This window comes from Staphylococcus sp. Ze2 (assembly GCF_048568365.1).
Lineage (GTDB): Bacteria > Bacillota > Bacilli > Staphylococcales > Staphylococcaceae > Staphylococcus > Staphylococcus xylosus.
The window spans coordinates 1,206,276-1,222,241 of record NZ_CP183486.1; the positions used below are offsets into that span (position 1 = coordinate 1,206,276).

General features: G+C 37.2%; 12 protein-coding genes, 2 tRNA genes and 3 rRNA genes. 15 read left to right on the forward strand and 2 right to left on the reverse strand.

Translation table 11 applies throughout. The features are described 5' to 3' along the window. Positions 1-31: 31 nt before the first annotated feature. From acpS to rrf, 15 genes are all read left to right on the forward strand, one after another. Entirely contained in the window at positions 32-385 is a 354-nt protein-coding gene (acpS, locus tag ACM591_RS05400) for a holo-ACP synthase (RefSeq protein ID WP_029377958.1), read from the forward strand. A gap of 113 nt (positions 386-498) precedes the next feature. Then, positions 499-1,647 carry an alanine racemase gene (alr, locus tag ACM591_RS05405; protein WP_326026932.1) on the forward strand — a complete coding sequence of 383 codons (1,149 nt, stop codon included), beginning with the start codon at positions 499-501 and terminating at the stop codon, positions 1,645-1,647. Between the two features lie 87 nt (positions 1,648-1,734). Then, positions 1,735-1,905: a type II toxin-antitoxin system antitoxin MazE gene (gene mazE, locus ACM591_RS05410; protein WP_017722121.1), complete on the forward strand. Its 171-nt coding sequence runs from the start codon at positions 1,735-1,737 to the stop codon at positions 1,903-1,905. After that, positions 1,902-2,264 (forward strand): type II toxin-antitoxin system PemK/MazF family toxin, encoded by a 363-nt coding sequence (locus ACM591_RS05415; RefSeq protein ID WP_029377956.1) that lies wholly within the window; start codon positions 1,902-1,904, stop codon positions 2,262-2,264. The genes mazE and ACM591_RS05415 overlap by 4 nt, the downstream gene beginning before the upstream one ends. Positions 2,265-2,612: 348 nt before the next feature. Continuing rightward, positions 2,613-3,614: a SpoIIE family protein phosphatase gene (locus tag ACM591_RS05420; RefSeq protein ID WP_029377955.1), complete on the forward strand. Its 1,002-nt coding sequence runs from the start codon at positions 2,613-2,615 to the stop codon at positions 3,612-3,614. 79 nt (positions 3,615-3,693) lie between these two features. Continuing rightward, positions 3,694-4,020, forward strand: coding sequence for an anti-sigma factor antagonist (locus tag ACM591_RS05425; RefSeq protein WP_029377954.1), 327 nt, complete (start codon positions 3,694-3,696; stop codon positions 4,018-4,020). Between the two features lies 1 nt (position 4,021). After that, positions 4,022-4,504, forward strand: a complete 483-nt coding sequence (rsbW, locus tag ACM591_RS05430; protein WP_029377953.1) for an anti-sigma B factor RsbW — start codon at positions 4,022-4,024, stop codon at positions 4,502-4,504. Further along, entirely contained in the window at positions 4,479-5,249 is a 771-nt protein-coding gene (sigB, locus tag ACM591_RS05435; RefSeq protein WP_419749110.1) for an RNA polymerase sigma factor SigB, read from the forward strand. The genes rsbW and sigB overlap by 26 nt, the downstream gene beginning before the upstream one ends. A 146-nt stretch (positions 5,250-5,395) precedes the next feature. Continuing rightward, complete coding sequence (locus ACM591_RS05440; RefSeq protein ID WP_418354443.1) at positions 5,396-7,546, forward strand: Tex family protein; 2,151 nt, start codon at positions 5,396-5,398, stop codon at positions 7,544-7,546. Next, on the forward strand, positions 7,539-7,988 hold the full coding sequence (locus ACM591_RS05445; protein ID WP_038678875.1) for a SprT family protein: 450 nt from the start codon (positions 7,539-7,541) through the stop codon (positions 7,986-7,988). The genes ACM591_RS05440 and ACM591_RS05445 overlap by 8 nt, the downstream gene beginning before the upstream one ends. A gap of 344 nt (positions 7,989-8,332) precedes the next feature. Next, positions 8,333-8,415, forward strand: a tRNA-Leu gene (locus tag ACM591_RS05450). Between the two features lie 21 nt (positions 8,416-8,436). Next, positions 8,437-8,510, forward strand: a tRNA-Gly gene (locus ACM591_RS05455). 142 nt (positions 8,511-8,652) lie between these two features. Then, positions 8,653-10,205 (forward strand): 16S ribosomal RNA (locus ACM591_RS05460). Between the two features lie 288 nt (positions 10,206-10,493). Further along, positions 10,494-13,416: ribosomal RNA gene (locus ACM591_RS05465) — 23S ribosomal RNA — on the forward strand. Between the two features lie 79 nt (positions 13,417-13,495). Continuing rightward, a 5S ribosomal RNA gene (gene rrf, locus ACM591_RS05470) occupies positions 13,496-13,610 on the forward strand. The 16S, 23S and 5S rRNA genes sit together here with 2 tRNA genes alongside, the layout of an rRNA operon. 474 nt (positions 13,611-14,084) lie before the next feature. Here rrf and ilvA read toward each other — a convergent pair. Together ilvA and leuD are read right to left on the reverse strand one after the other, a co-directional pair. Beyond that, positions 14,085-15,353 (reverse strand): threonine ammonia-lyase IlvA, encoded by a 1,269-nt coding sequence (gene ilvA, locus ACM591_RS05475; protein ID WP_029378901.1) that lies wholly within the window; start codon positions 15,351-15,353, stop codon positions 14,085-14,087. Between the two features lie 37 nt (positions 15,354-15,390). Continuing rightward, positions 15,391-15,966, reverse strand: a complete 576-nt coding sequence (gene leuD / locus ACM591_RS05480) for a 3-isopropylmalate dehydratase small subunit (RefSeq protein ID WP_326026268.1) — start codon at positions 15,964-15,966, stop codon at positions 15,391-15,393.

A 15,966-nucleotide genomic window follows, 5' to 3' on the forward strand; every position in this document is an offset into this window, starting at 1 on the left:
TAAAAGTTATTTGAAAATAAGGAGAAGCGCTATGATACACGGTGTTGGTGTTGACTTAATTGAGATTGATAGAATAAAGAAACTATATCAAAAGCAAGATAAACTTGTGGAACGTATTTTAACAGCAAATGAACAATATAAATTCAACAGTTTCCAAAATGAACAACGTAAAATAGAATTCCTAGCTGGACGCTTTGCATGTAAGGAAGCTTTTAGTAAAGCATTAGGTACAGGCATTGGTAAAAAAGTCGCTTTTAATGATATAGATTGTTTTAATGATAATAATGGCAAACCTTGCATCAATTACAGTGGTTTTAACGTCCATGTCAGTATTACGCACACAGAACACTATGCAATGAGCCAAGTTATTTTAGAAGTTGATTAATTTTTTTAGTTTATTCGGTATGTTTGATTTGGCTATAGTATCGTGAGTGTTATAAAATTAATTTAATATAAAAAAGATGTATATCATATAAGCATACAGGAGGTATAAATTTAATGTCTGATAAGTACTATAGATCGTCATACTTGAACATAGATTTAAATACCATTGTTTCTAATTTTCAAGTCTTTCGAAAATTACATCCAAATAAAAAGGTTATCCCAGTAGTTAAAGCAAATGGCTATGGTTTAGGAAGTGTGCCTATTGCTAGACAACTTATGGAAAATGGTGCAGAGTTTTTTGCAGTGGCGACACTCGACGAAGCTATTGAGTTGAGAATGCATGGTATAGATGCCAAAATACTCGTGTTAGGAGTAATACCTTCATATAATATAAGTAAAGCTATTCAACATCGTGTTGCAATTACAGTACCTTCAAAGGATTGGTTGACTGATGCAATTCAAGAAATTCCAGAAACAAATGAAAAAGATATTTGGCTACATATTAAATTAGATACGGGTATGGGCAGATTAGGTATGAAAGACGTTGAAGAGTACAAAGAAGTTATATCGCTTATCCAATCACAAGAACATTTGATTTTTGAAGGAGTTTTTACACATTTTGCATGTGCAGATGAAGCTGGTGAATCAATGAATCAGCAACAAGCTCTATTTGAAGAAATAGTTAATCAAGCTGATAAACCGAAATATATACATTCTCAAAACTCAGCAGGTGCATTAATGAAAGATACACAGTTTTGTAATGCAGTTAGAGTTGGTATCTCACTATATGGTTATTATCCATCTCAATATGTTAAAACGAATGTTAAAGTGCATTTAAAACCTAGTGCGCAGTGGATTAGTGAGGTCGTTCAAACCAAAATACTACAAGCGGGAGAATCAGTAAGCTATGGTAGTGTATATACAGCTGATGCACCAACAAGAATAGGTATTATTCCAGTGGGGTATGCAGATGGTTTTCCAAGGATGATGAAAGGTTTTAACGTTAATGTAAATGGCATTCAATGTGAAATCATTGGAAAAGTATGTATGGATCAAATAATTATAAAAATTCCTGAAGATATACAAGCAGGTGATAAAGTCATTATTATGGATCATCATAGTGATAACCCACAATCTGCTGAAGCATTGGCACAACAGCAAAAAACAATCAATTACGAAGTTTTATGTAGGTTAAGTAGGAGATTACCAAGGATTTATCATGAGACTAAAGGCTTAGAAATTCACAATGAATTGCTAAAATAGTATAGTCACTGTGTGTAAAATTTGTTATTATATATCTAACAACAAATCTCGATATATTCTATTTTAGTCACCTGGAGGTCTCTATTCATGGCAAGTTTTAATCAAAGTAGAAATCATAGTATTGAACAACTTTTAAAAGAAGGCTATTCTCAAATGGCTGACTTAAATCTCTCCCTTGCAGCAGAAGCCTTTCCATTTGAATGTGAAGCTTGTGATTGCAATGAAGTTTACATTAGCTCTAAGAATAATAATGAATGATGAGAAGAGGAGACGTTTATTTAGCTGATTTATCACCAGTACAAGGGTCTGAACAAGGGGGAATTAGACCCGTCGTTATTATACAAAACGATACTGGTAACAAATATAGTCCTACAGTAATTGTAGCTGCAATTACTGGTAGGATTAATAAAGCTAAAATACCTACACATGTAGAGATAGAAAAAAGTAAATATAAACTTGATAAAGATTCTGTTATATTGTTAGAACAGATCAGAACTTTAGATAAAAATAGGCTAAAGGAAAAATTAACATATCTTTCTGAGAAAAAAATGAAAGAAGTTAATACTGCTATTGATATAAGTTTAGGATTACATAATATTAGGAATCATAAATCCTAGTTTTCAAGGGGTTAACTTAATAAGCAAAATAATAGCAAATGATAGGCATCGATTTGCTATAACATGTAACAACCATTTAATTGTCGAGTTAATTAAGTTTGCAAATTTTGAGTTTTATTATAGTGGTTGGATACCTTTACATAAGATGTCTAAGTGAGAAGCTTTAGGGTATCCTAAAGCTTTTTTAAATATTAAAGTAAAGGCTATTCTAGATAATAATTTAGTTTACAGCTATGCTTAAGCAATGGTTAGCATTTAAATACCCCGTTAAAAACATACATAAAGAACATATATATGTTACATCCAATGTATGCGATTTATATTTGCATTTTGAGGAGGATATACCGCGTGGAAGAATTCAAAAATCAATATAAAGCGCTAATTGACAAGAGTTTATATACTAAAGATTCGACCGAATTATTAAACGAGTGTAAGCGTTTTACTGAAGAAGTGATAAAAAAGGATTTATTACCTGAAGATATAGTGCAGATACATAAAGAATACATAAAAAATCACAGTTTAGATGAATCCCAAATTTTAAAAACATTTAACGTATTAAAAGAAATTGTTAAAGGATTTGGTTATAGCTATAGAGACTATAAACAATTAGTAGATCGCTTGCAATATCATGATAAAGAGATTGATTTAGCATCACGTTTACAACAAACTATGTTGAAAACAGATATACCTCAATTTGACAGTATACAAATCGGCGTGATTTCTGTCGCAGCACAAAAAGTAAGTGGTGATTACTTTAATCTCATTGACCATAAAGACGGAACGATGAGTTTTGCAGTAGCAGATGTCATTGGCAAAGGTATTCCCGCTGCATTAGCTATGAGTATGATAAAGTTTGGTATGGACTCATACGGACATTCTCAGCTACCAAGTGATGGCCTAAAAAGGTTGAATCGTGTGGTAGAAAAAAACGTTAACCAAAATATGTTTGTAACTATGTTTTATGGACTATATGAAGAATTGAATCACCTGTTATATTGTAGTTCAGCTGGTCATGAACCTGGCTATGTATACCGTGCAGAAACTGAGGAATTTGAAGAAATCACTGTACGAGGACGTGTCTTAGGTGTAAGTCAACAAACACGTTATAAACAGCAAGAAATTCCGATCTATTTAGATGATTTAGTAATTATATTTACCGATGGAGTAACAGAAGTTAGAAATGAAGCTGGAGACTTTTTAGATAAACATCATCTATTAGATATGATTCACAAGTATAAACATATGCATCCTCAGGATATAGTGCAGCTTTTATATGAGGCGATTTTAAAGATACAGAATCCGGAAAAAAGAGATGACTTAACAATATTAATAATAAAAAGAGTGAATTAGTTTTTGATGTTTTAGATTTAAAATTTAACTTTAAGGGTATAAAAGTTATTAATGAGACTATAATTAGGAGTGTAATGTTATGAACCTTAATATTGAAACTGTGACTCATGATACTCATTATGAGGTGAAAGTTGGTGGGGAACTGGATGTTTATACGGTTCCTGAGTTAGAAGAAGTCTTAGTTCCAATGAGACAAGAAGGAACACATGATATATATGTAAACTTAGAAAATGTAAGCTATATGGATTCAACTGGTTTAGGTTTATTTGTAGGTACATTAAAAGCACTAAACCAGAATGACAAGGAATTATATATTCTAGGTGTTTCAGATCGAATAAATCGATTATTTGATATTACGGGATTAAAAGATTTGATGCATGTTAATGAAGGAACGGAGGTCGAATAACATGCAACATAAACAGGATTATATTGAAATGCGTTTGCCAGCCTCAGCAGAATATGTAAGTTTAATACGATTGACCTTATCAGGTGTGTTTTCACGTGCAGGTGCTTCGTATGATGATATAGAAGATGCCAAAATTGCTGTTAGTGAAGCAGTTACTAATGCAGTAAAACATGCATATAAAGATGACCCAAATGATGTAGGAATGATAAACCTTTGTTTTGAAATTTTTGATGACAAGATAAAGATCATAATTTCTGATCAAGGAGAAAGTTTTGATTATGAAGAAACGAAAGCACAATTAGGACCTTATAAAGAAAATGAAAACATCGATTTCTTAAGAGAAGGAGGTTTAGGTCTGTTTTTAATTGAATCATTAATGGATGAAGTTACAGTTGATAAAAAATCAGGAGTAACAATCAGCATGATAAAGTATATTAAAAAAGAGCAGGTGCGAAATAATGGCGAGAGAGTCGAAATCAGTTAATGATGTATCACCTGAACAAATTAACCAATGGATAACAGAGCATCAAATTAATGAAAATTCTGATGCTCAAGATAAACTTGTAAAGCATTATAGAAAGTTAATCGAATCGTTGGCATATAAATATTCTAAAGGTCAATCTCATCATGAAGACCTCGTTCAGGTCGGTATGGTTGGTTTAATCGGCGCAATTAACCGTTTTGACTTATCCTTTGATAGAAAGTTCGAAGCCTTTTTAGTACCAACTGTAATTGGTGAGATAAAACGTTATTTACGTGATAAAACATGGAGTGTTCATGTACCTAGAAGAATTAAAGAAATTGGACCACGTATTAAGAAAGTAACAGATGAATTAACAAACGAACTTGAGCGCTCACCTTCTATTACAGAAATTGCTGACAGACTTGAAGTGAATGAAGAAGATGTGTTAGAAGCAATGGAAATGGGTCAAAGCTATAATGCGTTAAGCGTTGATCATTCTATTGAAGCGGATAAAGATGGTTCAACAGTCACATTATTAGATATAATGGGACAACAAGATGACAATTATGATTTAACAGAAAAAAGGATGATATTAGAAAAAATATTGCCTATTTTAACGGAAAGAGAAAGACAAATTATTCAATGTACGTTTATCGAAGGTTTGAGTCAAAAAGAAATAGGAGAAAGAATTGGTTTGAGCCAAATGCATGTTTCAAGGTTACAAAGAACCGCGATTAAAAAACTTCAAGAAGCAGCGAATAAATAATAACTAAAAGCAAAAGGCAGAATCTCTAAATATAGAGGACTGCCTTTTTCGTTTGTAGAAATATATTTAAAATAATGTATTAATCAAATATGTTAAAATGTATAAGATAGACAAGAATAAATACATAATTGTGAGTGGAGGATTCTATGGATAGTAATTTAATACAATCTATAAGGGATAAATATAATTTTACGACTAAACAAATCAATGCAGTGTTAGCATTATTGGAAGATAAAAATACTGTACCTTTCATTGCTCGTTATAGAAAAGAACAAACTGGTGGTTTAGATGAAGTTGAAATTAAACAAATTGATGATGAATATCAATATATGGTTAACCTTCAAAAAAGAAAAGAAGAAGTTATACATAATATAGAAAATCAAGGTTTATTAACATTAGATTTAAAGAATGATATCTTGAAACAGACTAAACTTCAGCGTGTTGAAGATTTATATAGACCTTTTAAACAGAAAAAGAAAACAAGAGCTACAGAAGCAAAAAGAAAAGGCTTAGAACCATTCGCTCAATGGCTAAAACAATCGACGGTAGACATGTCGATTGAATTAAAAGCGCAACAATTTATTACAGAAGAGGTTCCGAGTGAAGAAGATGCAATTAAAGGTGCACAGGATATTATTGCAGAGTTAGTGTCAGATGAACCAAAATATAGAAGCAAAATTTTAAAAGACACACTTCAACACGGTAATATTGTTACTCAGAAGAAAAAGAATGCTGAAGATGAGAAAGAAATATTCTCGATGTATTATGATTATGCAGAGCCAGTCAAAAAGATTGCGAACCATCGTGTATTAGCTGTTAATCGCGGAGAGAAAGAAAAAGTACTAAGCGTAAAAGTGGAAATGGATACGCAGGGCATTGAAAACTTTATTTGCAAAAATGAAATAAATGATAAGCATGAAGGTACTTATATAATTGAAGATGCTATAAAAGATAGCTTGAAACGTTTAATCATGCCTTCTATTGAAAGAGAAATAAGAGCAGATTTAACAGAGAAGGCTGAAAATCATGCTATAGATGTGTTTAGTGAAAATTTAAGGAATTTATTGTTGCAGCCTCCAATGAAAGGGAAACAAATATTGGGTGTAGACCCAGCGTTTAGAACTGGGTGTAAACTTGCAGTGATTAACCAATTTGGAACTTTTGTTGCTAAGGGTGTGATGTATCCACATCCACCAGTTAATAAAAAAGATGATGCTGAAAAAATATTTGTACAATTTGTACAAGCATATGATGTTGAATTAATCGCTATAGGGAATGGAACAGCTAGTAGAGAAACGGAACAATTTGTTGCAACAATGATTCAAAAATATAAACTGGATGTACAGTTTATTATTGTAAATGAAGCGGGTGCATCAGTGTATTCTGCATCAGAAGTGGCAAGAAGTGAGTTTCCTAAATTTCAAGTTGAAGAACGAAGCGCAGTTTCAATAGGGAGAAGAGTACAAGATCCACTAAGCGAACTCGTTAAAATAGACCCAAAATCTATTGGCGTTGGGCAGTATCAGCATGATGTAAATCAAAAATCTTTAGAAGGTGCGTTAACATTTGTAGTTGAAACGGCAGTTAACCAAGTAGGAGTCGATGTTAATACTGCTTCTCGTTCATTACTACAATATGTTTCTGGACTTACACCAACTATTGCCCAAAATATAATAGATTATAGAGAAGAAAATGGTGCAATAACGCATAATAAAGATATCGCTAAAGTAAAACGATTAGGTGCTAAGACATTTGAACAAAGTATTGGCTTTATGAGAATAGTGGATGGCAAAGAACCACTAGACAATACATCAATTCATCCTGAGAGTTATAATGTTACTTATCAATTATTAAAAGAAATTGGGATGACTTCAAAAGATTTGGGCTCAGAGCAACTTAAGTTAGCGCTAAATCATGTGGATATTGAAGTGATTGCTGAAAAACTCAATGTTGGACAACCAACATTAGAAGATATAATAAAATCTTTAATTACACCTAATAGAGACCCTAGGGATGAATTTGAAACTCCGATGTTAAAATCAGATGTACTTTCTATTGAAGATTTATCTAAAAATATGAAACTTCATGGTACTGTGAGAAATGTCGTGGATTTTGGAGCGTTTGTAGACATTGGTGTAAAACAAGATAGTTTAGTACATGTATCGAAATTGTCTAAGAAGTTTGTTAAAAACCCAATGGATATTGTAAGTGTGGGAGATATTGTAGATGTATGGATTTTAGATATTGATGAGAAAAAAGGAAAAGTATCATTGACGATGATAGATCCAAATGGATAATAATGATTTACAATATTTAACAGAAAAAATATCATCAACGTATTTTGACCGAGAATTTAAACATAAAGCATATTTTAACAATAGATTAAAAACTACTGGTGGACGTTATTTATTAATTTCGCATAATATTGAAGTAAATGAAAAGCAATTTATAAAATATGGAGAATCTGCAATTATAGATATTATAAAACATGAATTATGCCACTATCATTTACACATTCAAGGTAAGGGTTACAAACACAAGGACTCAGATTTTAAGTGTTTAAGTAAACAAACAGGGGCACCAAGATTTTGTACACCTCTCGAAAAATATGAAGAACGAGCGAATTACATTTATAAATGTAATAAATGCAAAGTTGAGTTTCCGAGAATAAGGAAAGTAAACACAAATAAAATGGTCTGTGGTAAATGTAGAGGCAAATTAATTCAAGTACAGAAATAGAATATTGAGATGAAAGAATGAGTCTTAACCATATGTTAAGACTCATTTTGTACGTAAAAGAGACTAAAAATGCTAATTATCAAAGAAATAAATGAGTATTTTAACAATATAAGTAAATTATAATTGACTAGATTGTTATTTTACTCATTTTAGTTTTTGTTTTATATTGACGTTGGGACATATATGTTATAAGATAATAAACGTTGAAAAATTAATAACTACTTCTGTTAAGAAAACATTAACTTCATTAAATTGAATTTAAAAAGTTGTTGACAAAATGTTAAATACATATTATAATAGTATACGTTACTTAATAGAGATCAAAAGAAAAACCGTTTTGCTAAGCGGCCGTGGCGGAACGGCAGACGCGCTAGGTTGAGGGCCTAGTGGGAGTATTCCCGTGGAGGTTCAAATCCTCTCGGCCGCATCAAATACCTTAATTTAATAAGCGGGTGTAGTTTAATGGCAAAACCTCAGCCTTCCAAGCTGATGTTGTGGGTTCGATTCCCATCACCCGCTCCAAATAGAAATTTAATGAACATTGAAAACTGAATTGCAATATGTCAACGTTAATTCCGAACGCAACATTAGATTGTTGGTTCAAAACAAGTGTTAGAGATAACACAAATTAGTATTTTATGAGCTAATCAAACATCATAATTCATTTATGGAGAGTTTGATCCTGGCTCAGGATGAACGCTGGCGGCGTGCCTAATACATGCAAGTCGAGCGAACAGATAAGGAGCTTGCTCCTTTGAAGTTAGCGGCGGACGGGTGAGTAACACGTGGGTAACCTACCTATAAGACTGGGATAACTTCGGGAAACCGGAGCTAATACCGGATAACATTTAGAACCGCATGGTTCTAAAGTGAAAGATGGTTTTGCTATCACTTATAGATGGACCCGCGCCGTATTAGCTAGTTGGTAAGGTAACGGCTTACCAAGGCGACGATACGTAGCCGACCTGAGAGGGTGATCGGCCACACTGGAACTGAGACACGGTCCAGACTCCTACGGGAGGCAGCAGTAGGGAATCTTCCGCAATGGGCGAAAGCCTGACGGAGCAACGCCGCGTGAGTGATGAAGGGTTTCGGCTCGTAAAACTCTGTTATTAGGGAAGAACAAATGTGTAAGTAACTGTGCACATCTTGACGGTACCTAATCAGAAAGCCACGGCTAACTACGTGCCAGCAGCCGCGGTAATACGTAGGTGGCAAGCGTTATCCGGAATTATTGGGCGTAAAGCGCGCGTAGGCGGTTTCTTAAGTCTGATGTGAAAGCCCACGGCTCAACCGTGGAGGGTCATTGGAAACTGGGAAACTTGAGTGCAGAAGAGGAAAGTGGAATTCCATGTGTAGCGGTGAAATGCGCAGAGATATGGAGGAACACCAGTGGCGAAGGCGACTTTCTGGTCTGTAACTGACGCTGATGTGCGAAAGCGTGGGGATCAAACAGGATTAGATACCCTGGTAGTCCACGCCGTAAACGATGAGTGCTAAGTGTTAGGGGGTTTCCGCCCCTTAGTGCTGCAGCTAACGCATTAAGCACTCCGCCTGGGGAGTACGACCGCAAGGTTGAAACTCAAAGGAATTGACGGGGACCCGCACAAGCGGTGGAGCATGTGGTTTAATTCGAAGCAACGCGAAGAACCTTACCAAATCTTGACATCCTTTGAAAACTCTAGAGATAGAGCCTTCCCCTTCGGGGGACAAAGTGACAGGTGGTGCATGGTTGTCGTCAGCTCGTGTCGTGAGATGTTGGGTTAAGTCCCGCAACGAGCGCAACCCTTAAGCTTAGTTGCCATCATTAAGTTGGGCACTCTAGGTTGACTGCCGGTGACAAACCGGAGGAAGGTGGGGATGACGTCAAATCATCATGCCCCTTATGATTTGGGCTACACACGTGCTACAATGGACAATACAAAGGGCAGCTAAACCGCGAGGTCATGCAAATCCCATAAAGTTGTTCTCAGTTCGGATTGTAGTCTGCAACTCGACTACATGAAGCTGGAATCGCTAGTAATCGTAGATCAGCATGCTACGGTGAATACGTTCCCGGGTCTTGTACACACCGCCCGTCACACCACGAGAGTTTGTAACACCCGAAGCCGGTGGAGTAACCATTTATGGAGCTAGCCGTCGAAGGTGGGACAAATGATTGGGGTGAAGTCGTAACAAGGTAGCCGTATCGGAAGGTGCGGCTGGATCACCTCCTTTCTAAGGATATATTCGGAAACATCTTCTTACGAAGATGAAATAGGAATAACATTGACATATTGTATTCAGTTTTGAGTGCTCATTAGAGTATTCATTGCATTGTTTTGTACATTGAAAACTAGATAAGTAAGTAAAATTTATGATTTTACCAAGCAAAACCGAGTGAATTAGAGTTTTTTAACAAGCTTTGAATTCAAAAAGAAATAATCGCTAGTGTTCGAAAGAACACTCACAGATTAATAACATTTTGGGTTTTCAACCGACTTGTTCGTGTTGAAAGTCAAAAAAGATTAAGTTATTAAGGGCGCACGGTGGATGCCTTGGCACTAGAAGCCGATGAAGGACGTTACTAACGACGATATGCTTTGGGGAGCTGTAAGTAAGCTTTGATCCAGAGATTTCCGAATGGGGAAACCCAGCATGAGTTATGTCATGTTATCGATATGTGAATACATAGCATATCTGAAGGTAGACGCGGAGAACTGAAACATCTTAGTACCCGCAGGAAGAGAAAGAAAAATCGATTCCCTGAGTAGCGGCGAGCGAAACGGGAAGAGCCCAAACCAACGAGCTTGCTTGTTGGGGTTGTAGGACACTCTATACGGAGTTACAAAAGAATAAACTAGACGAATCATCTGGAAAGATGAATCAAAGAAGGTAATAATCCTGTAGTCGAAAGTTTATTCACTCTTGAGTGGATCCTGAGTACGACGGAACACGAGAAATTCCGTCGGAATCCGGGAGGACCATCTCCCAAGGCTAAATACTCTCTAGTGACCGATAGTGAACCAGTACCGTGAGGGAAAGGTGAAAAGTACCCCGGAAGGGGAGTGAAATAGAACTTGAAACCGTGTGCTTACAAGTAGTCAGAGCCCGTTAATGGGTGATGGCGTGCCTTTTGTAGAATGAACCGGCGAGTTACGATTTGATGCAAGGTTAAGCAGTGAATGTGGAGCCGTAGCGAAAGCGAGTCTGAATAGGGCGTTGAGTATTTGGTCGTAGACCCGAAACCAGGTGATCTACCCATGACCAGGTTGAAGTTCAGGTAACACTGAATGGAGGACCGAACCGACTTACGTTGAAAAGTGAGCGGATGAGTTGTGGGTAGCGGAGAAATTCCAATCGAACCTGGAGATAGCTGGTTCTCTCCGAAATAGCTTTAGGGCTAGCCTCAAGTGATGATTATTGGAGGTAGAGCACTGTTTGGACGAGGGGCCCTTATCGGGTTACCGAATTCAGACAAACTCCGAATGCCAATCAATTTAACTTGGGAGTTAGAACGCGGGTGATAAGGTCCGTGTTCGAAAGGGAAACAGCCCAGACCACCAGCTAAGGTCCCAAAATATATGTTAAGTGGAAAAGGATGTGGCGTTGCCCAGACAACTAGGATGTTGGCTTAGAAGCAGCCATCATTTAAAGAGTGCGTAATAGCTCACTAGTCGAGTGACACTGCGCCGAAAATGTACCGGGGCTAAACATATTACCGAAGCTGTGGATTGTCCGTAAGGACAATGGTAGGAGAGCGTTCTAAGGGCGTTGAAGCATGATCGCAAGGACATGTGGAGCGCTTAGAAGTGAGAATGCCGGTGTGAGTAGCGAAAGACGGGTGAGAATCCCGTCCACCGATTGACTAAGGTTTCCAGAGGAAGGCTCGTCCGCTCTGGGTTAGTCGGGTCCTAAGCTGAGGCCGATAGGCGTAGGCGATGGATAACAGGTTGATATTCCTGTACCACCATAATTCGTTTTAAGCGATGGGGGGACGCAGTAGGATAGGCGAAGCGTACTATTGGATTGTACGTCCAAGCAGTAAGACTGAGTGTTAGGCAAATCCGGCACTCTTAAGGTCAAGCTGTGATGGGGAGAGGAATTTGTTTCCTCGAGTCGTTGATTTCACACTGCCAAGAAAAGCCTCTAGCTAGAATTGTGGTGCCCGTACCGCAAACCGACACAGGTAGTCAAGATGAGAATTCTAAGGTGAGCGAGCGAACTCTCGTTAAGGAACTCGGCAAAATGACCCCGTAACTTCGGGAGAAGGGGTGCTCTTTAGGGTTAACGCCCAGGAGAGCCGCAGTGAATAGGCCCAAGCGACTGTTTATCAAAAACACAGGTCTCTGCTAAACCGTAAGGTGATGTATAGGGGCTGACGCCTGCCCGGTGCTGGAAGGTTAAGAGGAGTGGTTAGCTTCTGCGAAGCTACGAATCGAAGCCCCAGTAAACGGCGGCCGTAACTATAACGGTCCTAAGGTAGCGAAATTCCTTGTCGGGTAAGTTCCGACCCGCACGAAAGGCGTAACGATTTGGGCACTGTCTCAACGAGAGACTCGGTGAAATCATAGTACCTGTGAAGATGCAGGTTACCCGCGACAGGACGGAAAGACCCCGTGGAGCTTTACTGTAGTCTGATATTGAAATTCGGCACAGCTTGTACAGGATAGGTAGGAGCCTGAGATGCGTGAGCGCTAGCTTACGTGGAGGCGTTGGTGGGATACTACCCTCGCTGTGTTGGATTTCTAACCCGCACCATTTATCATGGTGGGAGACAGTGTCAGATGGGCAGTTTGACTGGGGCGGTCGCCTCCTAAAGAGTAACGGAGGCGCTCAAAGGTTTCCTCAGAATGGTTGGAAATCATTCATAGAGTGTAAAGGCATAAGGAAGCTTGACTGCGAGACTTACAAGTCGAGCAGGGTCGAAAGACGGACTTAGTGATCCGGTGGTTCCGCATGGAAGGGCCATCGCTCAACGGATAAAAGCTACCCCGGGGATAACAGGCTTATCTCCCCCAAGAGTTCACATCGACGGGGAGGTTTGGCACCTCGATGTCGGCTCATCGCATCCTGGGGCTGTAGTCGGTCCCAAGGGTTGGGCTGTTCGCCCATTAAAGCGGTACGCGAGCTGGGTTCAGAACGTCGTGAGACAGTTCGGTCCCTATCCGTCGTGGGCGTAGGAAATTTGAGAGGAGCTGTCCTTAGTACGAGAGGACCGGGATGGACATACCTCTGGTGTACCAGTTGTCGTGCCAACGGCATCGCTGGGTAGCTATGTATGGACGGGATAAGTGCTGAAAGCATCTAAGCATGAAGCCCCCCTCAAGATGAGATTTCCCAACTTCGGTTATAAGATCCCTCAAAGATGATGAGGTTAATAGGTTCGAGGTGGAAGCATAGCGATATGTGGAGCTGACGAATACTAATCGATCGAAGACTTAATCAAATTTAAAATGTTTTGTTTTGGTTGAATCATATTTTACTTACTATCTAGTTTTGAATGTATAATTTCATACATTTCATTGTCTGGTGACAATGGCAAAGAGGTCACACCTGTTCCCATGCCGAACACAGAAGTTAAGCTCTTTAGCGCCGATGGTAGTCGGACTTACGTTCCGCAAGAGTAGGACGTTGCCAGGCAATTAAAGACCCAATAGGGTCTTTTTTTTATGCGTAAAGAGCTTAACTTCTTCAAAAGTAATTGCCTTGAGAAAGCGTTTGAAGCTGACGAACTAAATGAGCGACGAAACGAGCTTACGAGTGGTAAGTGAGTAAGGAGAGCGTGCAAGTGAGAAAAGATGCGAGCGCTTGACTCACGGCAAGAAAGGTCTTTAGCGCCGAAGGTAGCAGACTTACGTTCCGCAAGAGTAGGAAAAGTGGAATACATGAGCAAAGCTCATGCATAAGTCCCACTAATACAGCGAAACATAATTTGATAAGAGATTTACAAGTCTGGCTTAATAAAATTATGAGTTAAAATTAATAAAGTGGAAGTTAATAAAAAAAGCCAAGACATAGTAAATTTATGTCTTGGCTATAATAAATATATTCATTGTTTAAGAAGGTATAGAAAGAAATCATTCTTAGACAATGATTTTCTTTTAGCATGTATAACTAGATGAGTAAGGAATAAAGCATTTTATTTTCATTAATATAAATATTAGAATTATCAAACTCGTCTACATTCGCTTTTAAGTTATCTATATCTTTGTGATTATTTAATTGGATACCTATAATTACTGTTCCTGTATTTTGAGAAGACTTTTTAAGATACTCAAATTTGGTTATATCATCTTTAGGTCCAAGGACTTCATTAACAAATTCTCTTAACGCGCCAGGACGTTGTGGGAAATTTAAAATAAAATAATGTTTCATTTCTTCAAATAATAATGAACGTTCTTCAATCTCTTTCATTCGATTGATATCATTATTACCACCGCTGACTACACATACCACTGTTTTGCCTTTGATTTCTGATTGATATTGATCAAGTGCTGCGACGCTTAATGCACCAGCAGGTTCTGCGATAATGGCTTGTTTTGAGTACATATCTAAAATCGTTGAACAAACAGCACCTTCATGAACTTGAACATAGTCATCAACTACATTTTTACAAATATCATATGTGATTTGACCTACACGCGCTACAGATGCGCCATCGACAAATTTATCTATATCAGGTAATGTGACAATTTGTTTTTCTAAAACTACTGAAGCATACATACTACTTGCACCAGCAGGTTCTACACCAATAATTGAAGTTTCAGGAGCGTGTTCTTTAAAGTAAGTACCTACACCTGAAATTAAACCACCACCACCGATTGCAGCAAATAAATAATCAAATTGAATATCATCTTCTTTTGATTGCTCAAGTATTTCTTTTGCTAGTGTTCCTTGTCCAGCAATTGTAAAAATATTATTAAAAGGATCAATAAAATTCATTTTATTTTCTTCTGTGTATACTAGAGCTTCTTTTAAGCAATCATCAAATGTATCTCCAGTTAAAACTACTTCAGTATTACTACCACCAAAGAACTTCACTTGATTGATTTTTTGTAATGGCGTAGTTACTGGCATAAAAATCACTGCATTTAAATCTAACTTACTAGCAGTATATGCTACACCCTGAGCGTGATTACCAGCACTAGCACATGTAATGCCGTTTTGGCGATCAATTTCATTCAGCGCGATAATTGCGTTGTATGCACCTCTAAGTTTAAATGATCTCACCCATTGTAAATCTTCACGCTTAAGATAAACATTACAATCATATTTATGAGATAAATAATGATCTTTTTGTAATGGTGTCTCTTTTACGATATCTTTTAATTGTAAATAAGCTTCATCGATATCTTTAGAAGACACAGTAGTTTTTACAGTCATATGATTTCACACCTTTACTTATTAATTTAGTAATTATTTAATACGTTTTTGCTGTCTCATAGTCTTTGATTGCATCTTCGTATTGCAAAGTCAATGCAATGTCATCAAGTCCATTAACGAGTTTATTCTTCCAAGTTTCATCTATTTCAAAATCAAAAGATCTATCTAATGTAGAAACTGTTTGATTTGGTAAATCTACAGTAATTTCACCTGCTTGTGCAAGATGTTTTCTTACATTTTCATCTAAAACTATTGGTAACATAGCGTTTTTAGTACAATTCATATAAAAGATATCACTATAGCTACCAGCGATAATAATATCAAAACCATAATCTTTAAGCGCCCAAGCCGCGTGTTCACGGCTTGAACCACAACCAAAGTTTTCACCAGTAATTAAGATTGAAGCTCCTTCATATTCGGGCTTATTTGGATTAAAGTCTGGATTATCTGATCCATCATCTAGGTAGCGCCACTCATCAAATGCAAAAGGGCCGAAACCAGATTTTGAAATACGTTTTAAATGTACTTTAGGTATAATTTGGTCGGTATCGATATTATCATGGAATAATGGCACTACTTTACCTGTATAAGTAGTAATAGGTTTGATTTCCAT